Source organism: Kribbella turkmenica (assembly GCF_004348725.1).
GTDB classification, from domain to species: domain Bacteria; phylum Actinomycetota; class Actinomycetes; order Propionibacteriales; family Kribbellaceae; genus Kribbella; species Kribbella turkmenica.
Window position 1 is genome coordinate 38,595 of sequence record NZ_SMKR01000028.1, and the last position, 14,721, is coordinate 53,315.

Annotated in this window: 15 protein-coding genes and 1 pseudogene; 15 read left to right on the forward strand and 1 reads right to left on the reverse strand. The window is 67.2% G+C overall.

Features of this window, described 5'->3' with window-relative positions; all coding sequences use genetic code 11:
- Positions 1-16 precede the first annotated feature (16 nt).
- Positions 17-889, reverse strand: a complete 873-nt coding sequence (locus tag E1218_RS08995) for an alpha/beta fold hydrolase (RefSeq protein ID WP_202865871.1) — start codon at positions 887-889, stop codon at positions 17-19.
- A 146-nt stretch (positions 890-1,035) separates the two neighbouring features.
- Between E1218_RS08995 and E1218_RS09000 the strand changes: the two genes are divergently transcribed.
- The 15 genes and pseudogenes from E1218_RS09000 to E1218_RS09070 form a co-directional block, all read left to right on the forward strand.
- A complete protein-coding gene (locus E1218_RS09000; RefSeq protein WP_132318192.1) occupies positions 1,036-1,794 on the forward strand; it encodes an SDR family oxidoreductase in 759 nt (252 codons plus the stop codon).
- The gene (locus E1218_RS09005; RefSeq protein WP_132318194.1) at positions 1,791-2,561 is read left to right on the forward strand and encodes an SDR family oxidoreductase; all 771 of its coding nucleotides are present in this window, start codon (positions 1,791-1,793) and stop codon (positions 2,559-2,561) included. Before E1218_RS09000 ends, E1218_RS09005 begins: the two co-directional genes overlap by 4 nt.
- Before the next feature lie 109 nt (positions 2,562-2,670).
- The gene (locus E1218_RS09010) at positions 2,671-2,985 is read left to right on the forward strand and encodes a hypothetical protein (RefSeq protein WP_132318196.1); all 315 of its coding nucleotides are present in this window, start codon (positions 2,671-2,673) and stop codon (positions 2,983-2,985) included.
- Positions 2,982-3,536, forward strand: coding sequence for a flavin reductase family protein (locus tag E1218_RS09015; protein WP_132318198.1), 555 nt, complete (start codon positions 2,982-2,984; stop codon positions 3,534-3,536). The genes E1218_RS09010 and E1218_RS09015 overlap by 4 nt, the downstream gene beginning before the upstream one ends.
- A 4-nt stretch (positions 3,537-3,540) precedes the next feature.
- A complete protein-coding gene (locus tag E1218_RS09020) occupies positions 3,541-4,767 on the forward strand; it encodes an acetyl-CoA C-acetyltransferase (protein WP_132318200.1) in 1,227 nt (408 codons plus the stop codon).
- Positions 4,768-4,808: 41 nt separating this feature from the next.
- On the forward strand, positions 4,809-5,564 hold the full coding sequence (gene fabG / locus E1218_RS09025; RefSeq protein WP_132318202.1) for a 3-oxoacyl-ACP reductase FabG: 756 nt from the start codon (positions 4,809-4,811) through the stop codon (positions 5,562-5,564).
- Positions 5,565-5,571: 7 nt separating this feature from the next.
- Positions 5,572-6,024, forward strand: a complete 453-nt coding sequence (locus E1218_RS09030; RefSeq protein ID WP_132318204.1) for a MaoC family dehydratase — start codon at positions 5,572-5,574, stop codon at positions 6,022-6,024.
- Positions 6,021-7,043 (forward strand): phosphotransferase family protein, encoded by a 1,023-nt coding sequence (locus E1218_RS09035; RefSeq protein ID WP_233712109.1) that lies wholly within the window; start codon positions 6,021-6,023, stop codon positions 7,041-7,043. Before E1218_RS09030 ends, E1218_RS09035 begins: the two co-directional genes overlap by 4 nt.
- A complete protein-coding gene (locus tag E1218_RS09040) occupies positions 7,043-8,269 on the forward strand; it encodes an acyl-CoA dehydrogenase family protein (protein WP_132318206.1) in 1,227 nt (408 codons plus the stop codon). The genes E1218_RS09035 and E1218_RS09040 overlap by 1 nt, the downstream gene beginning before the upstream one ends.
- A gap of 26 nt (positions 8,270-8,295) precedes the next feature.
- Entirely contained in the window at positions 8,296-9,447 is a 1,152-nt protein-coding gene (locus E1218_RS09045) for a flavin reductase family protein (protein ID WP_132318208.1), read from the forward strand.
- A gap of 162 nt (positions 9,448-9,609) precedes the next feature.
- Complete coding sequence (locus E1218_RS09050; protein WP_132318210.1) at positions 9,610-10,677, forward strand: ABC transporter substrate-binding protein; 1,068 nt, start codon at positions 9,610-9,612, stop codon at positions 10,675-10,677.
- 56 nt (positions 10,678-10,733) lie between these two features.
- Positions 10,734-11,879: an ABC transporter ATP-binding protein gene (locus E1218_RS09055; RefSeq protein ID WP_132318212.1), complete on the forward strand. Its 1,146-nt coding sequence runs from the start codon at positions 10,734-10,736 to the stop codon at positions 11,877-11,879.
- 4 nt (positions 11,880-11,883) lie between these two features.
- The gene (locus tag E1218_RS09060; protein WP_165949196.1) at positions 11,884-13,590 is read left to right on the forward strand and encodes an ABC transporter permease; all 1,707 of its coding nucleotides are present in this window, start codon (positions 11,884-11,886) and stop codon (positions 13,588-13,590) included.
- A 43-nt stretch (positions 13,591-13,633) separates the two neighbouring features.
- Positions 13,634-14,512: an LLM class F420-dependent oxidoreductase gene (locus E1218_RS09065; RefSeq protein ID WP_132318216.1), complete on the forward strand. Its 879-nt coding sequence runs from the start codon at positions 13,634-13,636 to the stop codon at positions 14,510-14,512.
- A 64-nt stretch (positions 14,513-14,576) separates the two neighbouring features.
- Positions 14,577-14,721: pseudogene (locus E1218_RS09070) on the forward strand (IS3-like element ISMyma10 family transposase); the annotation flags it as partial.

Here is a 14,721-nt window from a genome sequence, read left to right on the forward strand (position 1 = left end):
GTGGATGTTCCTCCCATCATGGCCGTCCTCGGTCCGCGCCGGCCGGATGACCGAGTCCGAACTGCGACGTGCCCTTCGATCTCGGGTCGCGCTCCGGCCACGCTTCGGACTCGACGCACCGGGCGAACTGCCGGGTGATGTCGTTGAACCGGCCCGGGTCTTCAAGGTTCGGGACGTGTCCGCTGTTCGGGAGGATCAGGAGCCCGCAGGTGGGAACGGCGCGCTTGAGCAACAACCCCGTGGACAGGCAGGCCTCGTCCTCGTCGCCGTTCACGACGAGGAGCGGAACCGGGATACGGCTGAAGTCGTCGATCAGGTCCCACAGGGACGGTCGAGCGCCCTGGATGCCGAGGACCGTGAGAGCCAGCCCTTCCGCAGAGTGGTCGGTGAACAGATTCACGAACTCCTGCCAGGCGGCTTCGTCGCGGTGCTTGAGCTGGATCCGGCTCGGCCCGACCGCCATCTGGGCTCCGACTTCCGCCGTACCGCGGGTGCGGAGCTGGTCCGCCACGATCCGGGCTTCGTCCAGGTAGGCGGCCCGTTTCGCGGGCTCCGAGCCGGAGCCGGCGCTGACCGCCATGATCGAGCGAAGCCGGTCGGGATGGAGGCGCCCCAGCTGCAGGGCCGTGTACCCGCCCATCGAGAGCCCGACCACGTGTGCTTGTTCGATGCCCAGGGCATCGAGTACGTCGATCGCGTCCTGGACCGCCCGCTGCCAGGAGTACGCCGCCGGATCCGCCGGAACGTCGGACGGCAGGTAACCCCGGGCCGAGTAGGTGACGCAGCGGAACTCGTCCTTGAGCCCGGCGACCTGCCCCGACCAGCTGCGGTGGTCGCCGGCGTACTCGTGCAGGAACAGCACAGGGGGTCCGTCGCCTTCAGCTGTCACGTGCAGGCGAACCCCGTCCGAGGCTTCAACAAACGCACCAGTCGTCATCGCTGCCCTCTCTGGACCTGAGTCATAGACGAAGGCAATGGTTGCGAACGAGGGTCGGGGGTGTCTGTGACACAGGTCCGGGGAAAGGCGGGATACAGGTGGTCAACGGCTTGCAGGGCAAGACGGCCGTCGTCACCGGTGCCAGTAGAGGCATCGGCTTGGCGATCGCGGAGCGACTTGTGGCGGAAGGAGCCCGGGTGGTGCTGACCGCCCGCAACAAGGACGAACTCGACCACGCCTCGGCGCGTCTGGGCGGCCCCGGCGTGGTGATCGGGGTGGCCGGCAAGGCCGACGATCCCGGGCACCAGGAGGAGACGGTCCGGCTCGCCGCCGAGCATTTCGGCAGCCTCGACTTCCTGGTGAACAACGCCGGCGTCAATCCCCGATTCGGGCCGATGATCGGGCTGGAGGAGCAGGCAGCGCGCAAGGTGCTGGAGGTCAACTGCCTCGCGCCGCTGGCGTGGACGCGGCAGGCACACCAGGCCTGGATGCGGGACAACGGCGGCGCCATCGTCAACATCTCCTCGCACGCGGGCGTTCGGCCCGCGCCGGGGGTCGGTTTCTACGGCGCCAGCAAGGCCATGCTCGTGGCGATGACCGAGTTGCTGGCCCTGGAGCTGGCCCCGGACATCCGGGTGAACGCCGTGGCTCCGGCCGTGGTGAAGACGAGGTTCTCGGCGGCTCTGTACGACGGCCGTGAGGAGGAGGCGGCTGCGCCGTACCCGCTGAAGCGCCTTGGCGAGCCGGAGGACGTCGGGAGTGCCGTTGCCTTCCTGCTGTCGGACGACGCCGCCTGGATCACCGGGCACCTCCTCGTCGTCGACGGCGGAGTCACTCTGGGAGGACTGGACGGATGACACTGACCGGAAAGGGCGTCGTCGTCACCGGGGCAGCGCGAGGCATCGGCAACGCGCTCGCGGCCCGGCTGGCCGCCGAGGGTGCACGCGTCGTGGTCAACGACCTGGATCCAGCGGCGACACGGGTGGCGGCCGCGGAGATCGGAGCGATCGCCCTGCCGGGCGATGCGGCCTCCGAGGCAGGTGTCAGATCCCTCGTGTCGGCAGCGCGTGATCAGCTCGGAGAGATCGAGGCTTGGTTCGCCAACGCCGGGATCGTCCGGGGCTTCGGCCTGGACGCCACTGAGGCCGACTGGGCGGCAAGCTGGGAGGTCAACACGATGGCGCATGTCCGCGCAGCCCGGCTCCTGCTGCCCGAGTGGCTGGAGCGTGGCGGCGGGCGATTCGTGGTGACCGCTTCAGCGGCTGGACTTCTCACAGCGCTGGGTACGGCGACGTACTCCACGACCAAGCACGCGGCGATCGCCTTCGCCGAGTGGCTCTCGGCAACGTATCGGCACCAGGGGATCGTGGTCCAGGCGATCTGCCCGCAGGGTGTACGGACCGACATGCTCGCCGCCAGCGGGCCGATGCGAGACGTACTCGCCACCGATGCCGTGACGCCTGAGGTCGTGGCGGAGGTGACCTGGCAGGCGCTGCAGGACGACCGGTTCCTGATCTTGCCTCACCCGGAGATCGGTGACTACTACTGTCAGCGAGCCGCAGACCCCGATCGCTGGCTGGGTGGGATGAACAAGCTGCAGCGAAACGTGATGCCCCGGATCTAGGTCACAGTCATCGCCTACCGCCAGGAGTCAGACTCTGGACCACCGGCGCGAGGGTCCTCGACATCGAAGCGCCGTGCCGGAACAGCCACTCCTGGAGGTTCGAGCAGAGATGTTGGTGCACATCGGCGCAGGAATGCCGCGACTGTGTTCGGCCGAGGATCTGGATGCGCTGTCGGTCGGTGTCGAAGCGAGCTCTGCCGACTGGGAAGGGCTCGCGTCGACGTTGCGTTCCGCCGCGGCCGGCGACGTGGCCGATGGGCATGTCTGGTTGGACATCTCCTGGCTGCGGGCGGCGTCCGGTGACCCTGGTCAGGCGTGGCAGGACCGCTTCGCCCGAATGCTCGGCTACGCCGGAGACCACGGCTGGCTCAGTCCTGACGGCCGCCGCGTCCGCGCGCATGTCGACTGGGGAGTGAGCCGATGACAACCCAGAATCTGCCCGACGAGCAACGACGGATCGCTGTATCGAGTGACCACTATCGCGAGGTCCTCGGCCACTTCATCACCGGAGTGACCGTGGTGACGGCGATGCATACCGATGGACCGGTCGGCTTCACCTGCCAGTCGTTCGGCGCGCTCTCGCTCGATCCACCACTCGTCTTCCTGTGTGCGAGCAAGACGTCGACGTCGTGGCCGAAGGTGGCGGCAGGCGGGCGGTTCGGGGTCAACATCCTGGCGCACGACCAGATCGCGATGGCCCGACGCTTCGCAGTGAGCGGTGGCGACAAGTTCGCTGGAATCTCCTGGTCCGCGGGATGGGCCGGCGGCGCACCCGCGCTGCCTGGCACGCTCGGGTGGCTCGAATGCGAGATCGTCACTGTGCACGAGGCCGGGGATCACTGGTTCGTGGTCGCGCGGGTGCTCGATCTGGCGGCGATCCCCGACCGGCGACCCCTGACGTTCTTCCGCGGCGCACTCGCCGGCTTCGCCGTACACGGACCCGCGGAGTCTCCGCGCGCACCAAGGAAGGGATGAGAGCGTGCCAGAAGCAGTGATCGTGTCGACCGCGCGTTCGCCGATCGGGCGTGCGTACAAGGGCTCGTTGAAGGATCTACGTGCGGACGGCCTGGCCGTGCAAATGGTCCAGGCCGCACTGGCCAAGGTCCCCGAGCTGGATCCGGCGCAGCTCACGGACCTGATGCTCGGGTGCGGACTGCCCGGCGGTGAGCAGGGACAGAACCTGGGCCGGAACGTCGCCGTCCTGCTCGGCCACGACCAGTTGCCGGGGACCACCGTCACGCGGTATTGCTCGTCCTCCCTGCAAACCACCAGGATGGCGTTCCACGCGATCAAGGCCGGCGAGGGGGATGCCTACATCTCGGCCGGCGTCGAAGCCGTCAGCCGCTTCGGCAAGGGCACCAGCGACCAGATCGAAGGGCAGGACCTGGCCAATCCCCTCTTCGCCTGTGCCATCACCCGAACCGCGAAGCGCGGCGAGGAGACCGCGGAACCGTGGACCGACCCGCGCGCCGACGGCGAACTCCCGGATGTCTACATCGCGATGGGTCAGACGGCGGAGAACGTCCAGCAGGTGCTCGGCATGAGCCGGACGGAGCAGGACGAGTTCGCCGTCCGGAGCCAGAACCTCGCCGAGAAGGCCATCGCGGACGGGTTCTGGGAGCGCGACATCAGTCCGGTGGTGTTGCCGGACGGGACCGAGGTCGTCGCCGACGACTGTCCGAGGCCGGGAGTGACTCTGGAGGCTGTCAGCCAACTGCAGCCGGTGTTCCGGCCCGACGGCACGGTCACCGCAGGCAACGCGTGTCCGCTCAACGATGGTGCGGCCGCGCTGGTGGTGATGAGCGACACCAAGGCGAGGCATCTGGGCATCACGCCGCTCGCCCGGATCATCTCCACGGCGGTCACCGGACTGTCGCCGGAGATCATGGGCCTCGGTCCGGTCGAGGCGATCCCGGCGGCGCTGCGCGGTGCCGGGCTGTCAGTCGAGGACATCGACCTGTTCGAGATCAACGAGGCGTTCGCGGTGCAGGCGCTCGGCTCCGCACAGCAGCTAGGCATTCCGCTGGACAAGCTCAACGTGAACGGGGGCTCGATCGCCGTCGGGCATCCGTTCGGGATGACCGGAGCCCGGATCACCAGCACCTTGATCAACTCGCTGCAGTGGCACGACCGGCAGTTCGGGGTCGAGTCGATGTGCGTCGGTGGCGGCATGGGCATGGCGATGGTGATCGAACGCCTGTCCTGACTCGTCGCGGAATGTCCTGAAGAGCTGAGACGGAGGAACCAATGAACCAAGCGCGCATCGCGATCGTTACCGGCGGAGCCCGTGGGATCGGCGCGGCCACAGCGATCCGGTTGGCGGCCGAAGGCCACTTCGTCGCCGTGCTGGATCTCGACCCGGCCCAGTGCGCCGGCACGACGGACGCCATCGCCGACCGAGGTGGGAAGGCGGTGGCGATCGGTGTCGACGTGAGCGACGAGAACTCGGTGGCTGAGGCCATCGAGGCCGTCGACGCCGTGCTGGGGGAACCCACGATCCTGGTCAACAACGCCGGGATCATCCGGGACAACCTGTTGTTCAAGATGAGCACAGCGGACTGGGACGCGGTCCTCGGCGTCCATCTGCGCGGAACGTTCCTGATGAGCCGGGCCGTGCAGCCGTACATGCGGGATGCGGGGTTCGGGCGGATCGTGAACTTGTCCAGCACGTCCGCACTGGGCAATCGTGGTCAGGCCAACTACTCGGCGGCCAAGGCCGGCCTGCAGGGGATCACCAAGACTCTTGCGATCGAGTTGGGGAAGTTCGGCGTCACCGTCAACGCCGTCGCGCCGGGTTTCATCCAGACCGACATGACGGCGGCCACAGCGGAGCGGATCGGCATCCCGTTCGACGACTTCGTCGCCGGCGCGGCCGCGCAGATCCCTGTCGGCCGCGTCGGGCAGCCCGAGGACGTCGCCCATGCCGTGTCGTACCTGGTCAGCGAGGCCGCGGGTTTCGTCTCCGGCCAGGTTCTCTACCTGGCCGGCGGGCCGACCGATTGAGACCTCGATGAGGCGCTTCGTGGGGATCGCCGAGCTGGAAGATGCCGTCGGCACCCATCTGGGGTACTCCGATTGGTACGACGTGACGCAGGAGCGGATCGACGCCTTCGCCGCCGCGACGGGTGACGACCAGTGGATCCACACGGACCCTGCCCGGGCCGCTAGCGGCCCGTTCGGTACCACGATCGCCCATGGCTATCTGACGCTCTCGCTCGTCCCGGTGATGCTGGATCAGGTGTACGCGGTCGACGGCATCTCGATGGAGGTCAACTACGGTGCCGATCTGTTGCGGTTCCCGGCTGTCGTGCCGGTCGGCTCCCGGGTCCGCGGCGGTGTCCAGCTCGTTGCCGTCAAACCTGTTGCCCTCGGCCACCAGGTGTGTGTCCGGGTGACGATCGAGCGTGACGGCGGTGAGAAGCCGGTCTGCGTGATCGACGTTCTCAGGGTGGCCGCGCCGTGACCGGGGACAGAGCCTCGGCAGGCCTGAACCTCGAGCGGCTGACGCAGTGGTTCCCGAGCGCGATGCCCCGAACCACAGGACGGCCGCTGTCGGGCCGCCTGATCGCCGGTGGCTGGTCGAACCTCACGTTCGAGATCGGCGACGGCGAACACGCCTGGGTACTGCGCCGTCCGCCGCTCGGACACGTCCTGGCCACGGCCCACGACATGAGTCGCGAGTACCGCGTCATGCAGGCGCTCGCGGGCACCGGCGTACCCGTTCCTGAGACGTACGCGCTGTGTACGGACGCCACCGTCATCGGAGCGCCGTTCTACCTGATGGAGAAAGTCGAAGGCGTCCCGTACCGGAGTGCGGCGGAGCTGGCGCCACTGGCTCCGGACCGGGTCCGCGCCATCTCGCAACGGCTGGTCGACGCGTTGGTCGCACTGCACGAGGTCGAGCCGTCTGCGGTCGGTCTGGAGGATTTCGGTCGTGCCGATGGATTCCTGGCCCGGCAGGTTCGGCGCTGGAGTGCCCAGCTCGACGCCTCCCGGAGCCGGGACCTGGCCCCGGCCGGCGAGCTCCGGGATCTGCTGGCCGCCAACGTTCCGGCTCAGTCCGCACCAGGCATCGTTCACGGGGACTACCGTCTCGACAACGTTCTCATCGACCAGGCCGACCGGCCGGCGGCGATCATCGACTGGGAGATGGCGACGATCGGCGACCCGATCACCGATCTCGCCGTCCTGATCGTCTACCAGCGGCTCAGCCGGCTGTGCGGGGGAGAGGTGGTCTCGGACGCCGCCGCGGCACCAGGTTTCCTGTCCGAGGACGAGCTGCGAGCCCGGTACCTGGCGGGCGGAGGCCGCCGTACGTCCCACTTCGGTTTCTACCTCGGCCTGGCCGCCTACAAGCTCGCCGGGGTTGCCGAGGGCATCTATTACCGGCATCGAACCACTGGCTCCGGATTCGAGCGGATTGGAGCACTGACCGTGCCCCTGCTGGAGATCGGCCTGGCGTCGGTGAGGGAAGAGGACTGATGGACTTCGGCTACGACGCTCGTACGACGGAGCTGCGCGAGCGGCTCCTCGATTTCATGGACGCCTACGTCTACCCGAACGAGTCCACCTTCGAGGAGCAACTCGGCCTGCTGGAGAACCGCTGGGCCTGGGACTCGGCGCCCATCCTGATCGAGCTGCGCCAGGAAGCGCGCCGGCAGGGTCTGTGGAATCTGTTCCTCCCGGGCGAACGAGGTGCCGGCCTGACGAACCAGCAGTACGCGCCGCTGGCCGAGATCACCGGCCGGAGCCCGCACCTGGCGCCGGCCACGCTGAACTGCGCCGCTCCGGACACCGGCAACATGGAGTTGCTGGCGATGTTCGGCACCGGTGGGCAGAAGAAGCAGTGGCTCGAACCACTGCTGGCCGGGGAGATCCGTTCGTCGTTCGCGATGACCGAGCCGGACGTGGCGTCCTCCGATGCGACGAACGTGGCGACGCGGATCGAACGCGACGGTGACGACTACGTGATCAACGGCCGCAAGTGGTGGATCACCGGCGCCATGAACCCGAACGCCAAGATCTTCATCGTGATGGGCAAGACCGACCCGGCCGCCGACCGGCATCGCCGCCAATCCATGATCTTGGTCCCGCGAGACACGCCCGGTGTCGAGGTCGTCAGGCACCTGCAGGTCCTCGGATACGACGACCACGAGCACGGCGGCCACGCTGAGCTCCGGTTCGACAACGTGCGGGTTCCTGGGGACCACATCATCAGCGGTGAGGGCGAAGGCTTCGCGATCGCGCAGGCCCGCCTCGGCCCGGGACGCATCCATCACTGCATGCGGTCGATCGGTGTCGCCGAGCGGGCACTCGAACTCTTGTGTGCCAGGGTCAAGGAGCGCGTTGCCTTCGGCAAACCGCTGGCCGACCAGGGCGTCGTACGGGATTGGATCGCGGAGTCGCGCGTCCGGATCGAGCAACTGCGCCTGCTCACACTGAAGGCGGCGTGGCTGATGGATACTCGAGGCAACAAAGCCGCTCACACCGAGATCCAGGCGATCAAGATCGCCTCACCCACGACCGTTCAGTGGATCGTCGACAAGGCGATCCAGGCGCACGGAGGCGGAGGGCTGTCGCAGGACTACCCGCTCGCCTACGGCTACGCGCTTGCCCGGATGCTGCGGTTCGTCGACGGTCCGGACGAGGTCCACAAGGACGCCATGGCGCGTGGCGAACTAAGAAAGTCCGGAACGGCTCGGCGGTAACGCTGCGCCAGGGAAGGCGAGGACACATGGTCACGATGGTCGATCCGGCGAAGTTCCGGCAGGTGCTCGGGCAGTACCCGACAGGGGTGGCGATCGTGACCGCGGCGAGTCCCGCCGGAGAACCGCTCGGTATGACGGTCGGCTCGTTCACCTCGGTGTCGCTCGACCCGCCCCTTGTCGCGTTCCTTCCGGACCAGAAGTCGAGGTCGTGGCAGGCGCTCCGCGATGCGGGCAAGAGGTTCTGTGTCAACGTCCTGAGTGCCGGCCAGGAGGACATCTGCCGTAGCGTCGCGAGCCGCGGGCAGGGCAAATTCGACGGTATCGACCTCGAGCGGTCACCCGGTGGCAGTCCGGTGATCAGTGGTGCCGTCGCGTACGTCGACTGCACTCTCGAAGTGATCCACGACGCGGGGGACCATCACATCGTCATTGGTCGGGTCGAACACCTCGAGACGCAGAACTCCCGGTATCCGTTGCTGTTCTTCCGCGGCGGGTACGGATCGTTCAGCCCGCTCTCGCTGGGGGCGGCCGAGGCTGACATCGTGGGTCAGATGCGGCTCGTCGACCTGATCCGTCCGACGATCGAGCAGCTCGCGGACGAACTCGCGACAGAGGTCAGCGCGCTGTGCCTCGTGGGAGATGAACTGGTGATCGCCGCGTCCGCGGGGCAGGAGCGCAGCTCCGACCTTCCGACCAGAGTCGGGCAACGATGGCCGTTCGCCCCGCCGATGGGATCGGTGTTCGCCGCCGCGGGTGACGAGGTGATCCGTGACCGGTGGCTGGGGATGGCCGGCGCGGAACGCCGTACGCACGCGGAATGGTTGCTGCGTCGGGCCGAGGCGGATGGCTATGTGCTCAGCCTCTCCGCCGCACCACCGTCAGGCCGTGGCGGCACCATCGACGTTTTCCGGAGCGGTGAAGCGACCATCACGCCTGCGTTGGTCGAGAGAGCCCTGCGCGCGGAAGAGCTGATCTACAACCCCACGAACCTGGATGCCCGGGGCGGACTCGTCCTCAGGTCGCTGAGTGTCCCGGTCGTGGCCGGCCCGAGGAATGTCGTCTGCGCTCTCACCCTCTGGGGTCCGCAGACGGTGGCAACGTCGGCCATCATCGAACGGAGCGTTGCGCGCATGACGGCCGCGGCCGCGGCTGCCGGCTTGGCCGCAGGCAGATCCTGACGGTTCCCGCCACGCTCCTGCAGTAGCGCCACCGCAGCCACAGATTGCGGACTTTGGTCACAGCGATGTTTCAGGGTGCAGACCACAGTGTTTCCAATGCGCACCGGGTGACCTCGTCCCAGGCTCGGCAGCGCTTCTCCAGCCCTACTCTCAGGAGCGAGCATGTCGAAGAGAAGAACGTATTCGGGGCTACTCGCACTCGGCGCGACCGCCGCCTTGCTGGCCGGCTGTTCTGCTGACGGCTCGGCCACCGACGCCTCCGCCGCCGATGCCCACGTGACCGGTCCGCTGGCCGATCTGTACGCCGCCGCCAAGAAGGAGGGCAAGGTCACGGTCTACGAGAACGCCAGCCCGGACGCGGTGGCCGCTCTCGCCGAGGGCTTCGAGAAGATGTACCCCGGCATCAAGGTCGAGGCAGTCCGGCTCCCGGACGCCCAGATGATTCCGCGGCTCGAAACGGAGCTGAGTTCCGGCGCTCCGACCGCCGACTTCATCGAGAACGCGTCGCCCGGCTGGCTGATCGCGCAGGGCGCGAAGGGTGCCTGGGTCGCGTCCGACGCTCCACAGGCCGGTGGCAAGGGATCGTACGACGCCGCCAAGTACTTCGATGCCAAGAACAAGGTGTACGAGGTCGGCGGGTCCGTCACCACCTTCGCCTGGAACACCGAGCTGGTCCCGGACGGAATCAAGGACTACCCAGACCTGGCCGACCCGAAGTTTGGCGGCGGCAAGGTGGGAGTGCTCGAACTCGCGAGCGCTCCGGGCGCCGTCTACTACAACTGGCTCGAGAAGACGTTCGGCACCACCTTCTACGACACTTTGGGGGCACAGAAACCGCGCATCTACCCGAGTACCACCGACATCGTCCAGGCCCTGGGATCGGGCGAGATCTACGCCACGAACTGGGTCGTCCCGACTCTGCTCGAGCAGGCCAAGGCTGACGGCGCGCCCGTCGCCTACGCCATGTCGCCGACAGGGACGTTCGGCCTGCACGGGTACGGCGTCATCAACGCCAAGGCCAAGAACCCCAACGCAGCCAAGCTCTACCTCGAGTACGTGCTCAGCCCCGAGGGCCAGGCTCAGATCTGGGCGCTCGGAGCCTCGGTCGTCTCGCCACCGCCGGAAGGTGTGCTGACCACGAACGACAAGTTGCCGCCGTGGGATCCCGCGCAGGAGACAACTCAGAAGCTCGAAGCTGCCCGCGCCAGCTGGGATGCGGCGTACCGCTGAGGCGCACCCGCCGAGGCGCCTGCCCAGCTCACGCACCGTCAAGGAACGAGGACACGATGTCACACATTCTGGTGAAGGGGCTGCACAAGCAGTTCGCGGGGAAGCCGCCGACGACGGCGATCGACGATCTCGACTTCGCCATCGAGGCGGGTGAGTTTATCGTCCTGCTCGGGCCGAGCGGCTGCGGGAAGACCACGACGCTGCGGTGTCTGGCCGGCCTGGAGACCGCCGGCTCGGGTGCGATCTCCCTGGGGGGAACGACGTGGTTCGACTCGTCCCGGCGGATCGCTCTGCCGCCGGAGAAGCGCAACATCGGCATGGTGTTCCAGTCGTACGCATTGTGGCCGCACCTGACGGTCCGCAAGAACATCGGGTATCCGTTGCAGGCCCGAGGCACGAAGGGGCCAGAAGCAGCGAAGCGGGTCGAGGAGGCGGCTGCCCTGGTCGACTGCGCGACCTTGCTCGACCGCTACCCAGCTCAGCTCAGTGGTGGCCAGCAGCAACGAGTGTCACTGGCCCGGAGCCTGGTCTCGCGTCCCGATCTGATCCTCTTCGACGAGCCGCTGAGCAACCTCGATGCGAAGCTGCGTGACGACGTACGGGCCCACCTGCATGAGTTGCACGCACGGCTGAAGTTCACCGCCGTGTTCGTCACCCACGACCAGAGCGAAGCCCTCGCGCTGGCCGATCGGGTCGCGGTGATGAGGGCGGGCCGGTTCGAGCAGATTGGTACTCCGTTCGACGTTTTCGAACGCCCGGCGACGGAGTACGTCGCTGACTTCATCGGTCTGTCCAACCGGCTGCCGGCTGCCCGCATCGACGGCGTGACCCGGGTGTCCGGGGTCGAGGTGGAAGGGCTGGTCCTCGCTTCCGCGCAGCACGACGAGTTCGTCCTGCGCATCCGGCCCGAGGACCTGCGGCTCGCGCCGGATCGCGGGTCCCTGTCCGGTCTGACGACGGTTGCCGGCACCGTGATCGATTCTGTCTTCGGCGGCCGCCATCTCGACGTCTACGTCGCGGTCGGCGGCCTTCGTCTGCACGCCCGCATCGAGGCTCGCACGACCGATGACTGGGCCCGCGCGCTGCGTGGTGGTGAGCCCGTCGTGGTGGGCTTCTGTCCAGACTTCGCCAGGGCCTACGGTCTGGAGAACGAGGGATCCCGGCTCATCACCGTCCAGCCGCTCGTCGCGACCAAGGACTGACGCCGTGGCCACCCTCACCGTCTCCGCCGGCTCCCGCACCCGAGTCGCGCTCCGCAGGCTGGGGCGGCAACGGCTGCTCGCGCTGCTCTTCGTCATCCCGCTGGCGTTCCTGGTATTGATGCCGATCTACCGGCTGCAGACCGAGGCCCTCAGCAACGGTGCGCAGGCGTACAGCACTGAGTTCGGCCGCGAGCGCATGCCTGGAACGATTCTGGCGACCATCGGCCTGGCCGTCGGATCGCTCGCCATCGCCATGGCGGCCGGCACCCTGCTGGCCTGGTCGGCCACGCTCCTACCAGCGCGCCTGCGCTGGATGCGCGTCCTGCCCATCCTCCCGATCGTCCTGCCGTTCGTCGCCGGCGTGCTTGGCTGGACGTTCCTGCTGTCACCCCGGCCGGGATACCTCAACGCGTTACTGCGGCGACTTCCCTGGTGGGACCACCTGGTAGCGGGACCGATCGACGTCTACACGCTTCCGTGGATCGTCATCATCACCGGTCTTACCCTGACCGCGTTCGTCTATCTGTTCCTCAGTGCGGGCTTTCAGAACATCAACTCCGAACTCATCGAGGCCGCCCACGTCAGCGGGTCAGGTGCCTTGGGTGTGTTCTTCCGCGTGATCCTGCCGATGATCCGCCCATCGTTGCTCTACGGCGGCGCTGTCGCCCTGCTGATCGGCCTCGGCCAGTTCACCGCGCCCCTGTTGCTGGGCCGGCAGAGCGACGTCAACGTACTCACCACCGAGATCTACTACGCGCTGTACAACCGCACCCCGCAGGACCCGGCGGCCGCCGCGGCCATCGCGTCGCCGCTGCTCATCGTCGGCGTCGCCGTCGTCCTGGGTCAGAAGTACCTGCTCGGCAACACCAGCCGCTTCGTCACCCACGGGGGACGAGGTTTCCGGCCGATACAGCGCAAGTCGAAGTTCGCGGTCGGTCTCATCCTCACCTACCTGCTGCTCTCGACCGTGCTGCCGCTCGTCGCACTTGCGGTCGTCTCCCTCTCGCCGTTCTGGAGTCGCAGGATCGCGCCTGGCGCCTTCAGTCTCGACAACTTCCGGGAATTGTTCGCTACCCCCGTTCTCGTTGATGCCGTCTGGACGAGCATCTGGATCTCGTTCCTCGCGGTGGCCATCTGCTTGCCGATCGGCTTCATCGCGTCCTCGCTACTGCTGCGCGCCAAGCAGCTGAAGGTCACTCGGGCAGTGCTGGACCTGATCATCACGTTGCCGTTGGGAGTGCCCGCGGTCGTGTTCGGAGTCGGATTTCTCCTGACGTATACCCGCGATCCGTTCTTCCTCTACGGCACGAAGTGGGTGCTCCTCGTCGCCTACGTCACGATCATGCTGCCGTTCACCACCCGGATGCACATGTCAGGTATGACCGCACTGGGCGACGCCTACGTCGAAGCATCCCGGGTGGCCGGTGCGGGTGTCGTCACGACGAACCTACGCATTGTGTTGCCCCTCCTGCGCTCCAGCGTCGGCGGGGCAGCGGCACTCATGTTCGTGCTTCTGACGCATGAGTTCACCGCCTCATTGCTGATCCGCTCCGCGCAGACGCAGGTGATGGGCACGGTCCTCTACGACACGTACGCCAACGGAAACTACCCACTGGTCGCTGCGGTCGCGATGATCATGACGGCGGTCACCTTCGCGGGTGTGGTCGTCGCCCTGTCGATCGGTGGCTCGAAGGTCTTCGAAGACCTATGACCGATAGCCCTCAAGTCACCCACCAGCAGAGATCGGCACGCAGATGAAGATCGGCCTCCATGTCTCAGACTTCGACTGGCCCGGTGGTGCACAGACCCTGGCAACCGACTTGCAGCGAGTCGCGACGGCCGCCGAGGACGCGGGGTTCGCGCGTCTGTCGGTGGCCGACCACCTCTGGCAGATCGAGGCCAACGGCGCTCCTGAGGCGCCGATGCTGGAGGCCTACACCACGCTCGGCTTCCTCGCCGCGTGTACGACGCGAGTGGAGCTGCTGACGTGGGTCACGGCTGTGACGTATCGCGAGCCGGCGATGCTCGCCAAGTGCGTCACCACTCTGGACGTGCTCAGTGGTGGACGTGCCTGGCTGGGCATCGGTGCCGGATGGTACGAGGAGGAGGCACGAGGACTGGGTCTGAGCTTCCCGCCCTTGACCGAGCGTTTCGAGCGGTTGGAAGAAGCCTTGCGAATCTGTCGTCTAATGTTCGGCCACGACACAGCACAGCCCGGCGTGGAGTTCCACGGGAAGCACCATCAGCTGGGCCGAACCCTCAACTCACCGCCTCCGCTACGCCGGATCCCGGTCATGATCGGCGGTGGAGGGGAGAAGAGGACACTACGTCTCGTCGCGCTGTATGCCGACGCCTGCAACCTCTTTGCGACGCCTGATCTCGAGCACAAGCTGGATGTGCTCCGAGAGCATTGCGAAGCCGTCTCACGCGACTACGACGACATCGAGAAGACGGTGGTGTTGCCGATCGACCCCGGCTCGAGAGGTGAGAACGTGGAGCCGATTCTCAAGGAGTTGCAGCGGCTGGCCGGACTCGGCATCACGCACGCACACACCAAGGTGCCGCATGTGGACGAAATCGCGCCCTTGGAGCTGCTCGGCGACCGAATCATCCCGGAGGCCGCGCAATTCTGACCGACGCCCGGACTGAACCACCCCGGGTTTGATGCGCACCTCCTTCGTTGGGAAGGTGGCATTCCTGCCGGGCAAGTACGACGAGCAGACCCGTGCCAAGGCGGTCCGGCTGGTCATCGATCATGTTGACGATTACGACTCTGAGTGGGCGGCGATCAAGGCGGTGTCGGCCCGGTTGGGGATGACGGCCGAGACGCTGCGCCGCTGGG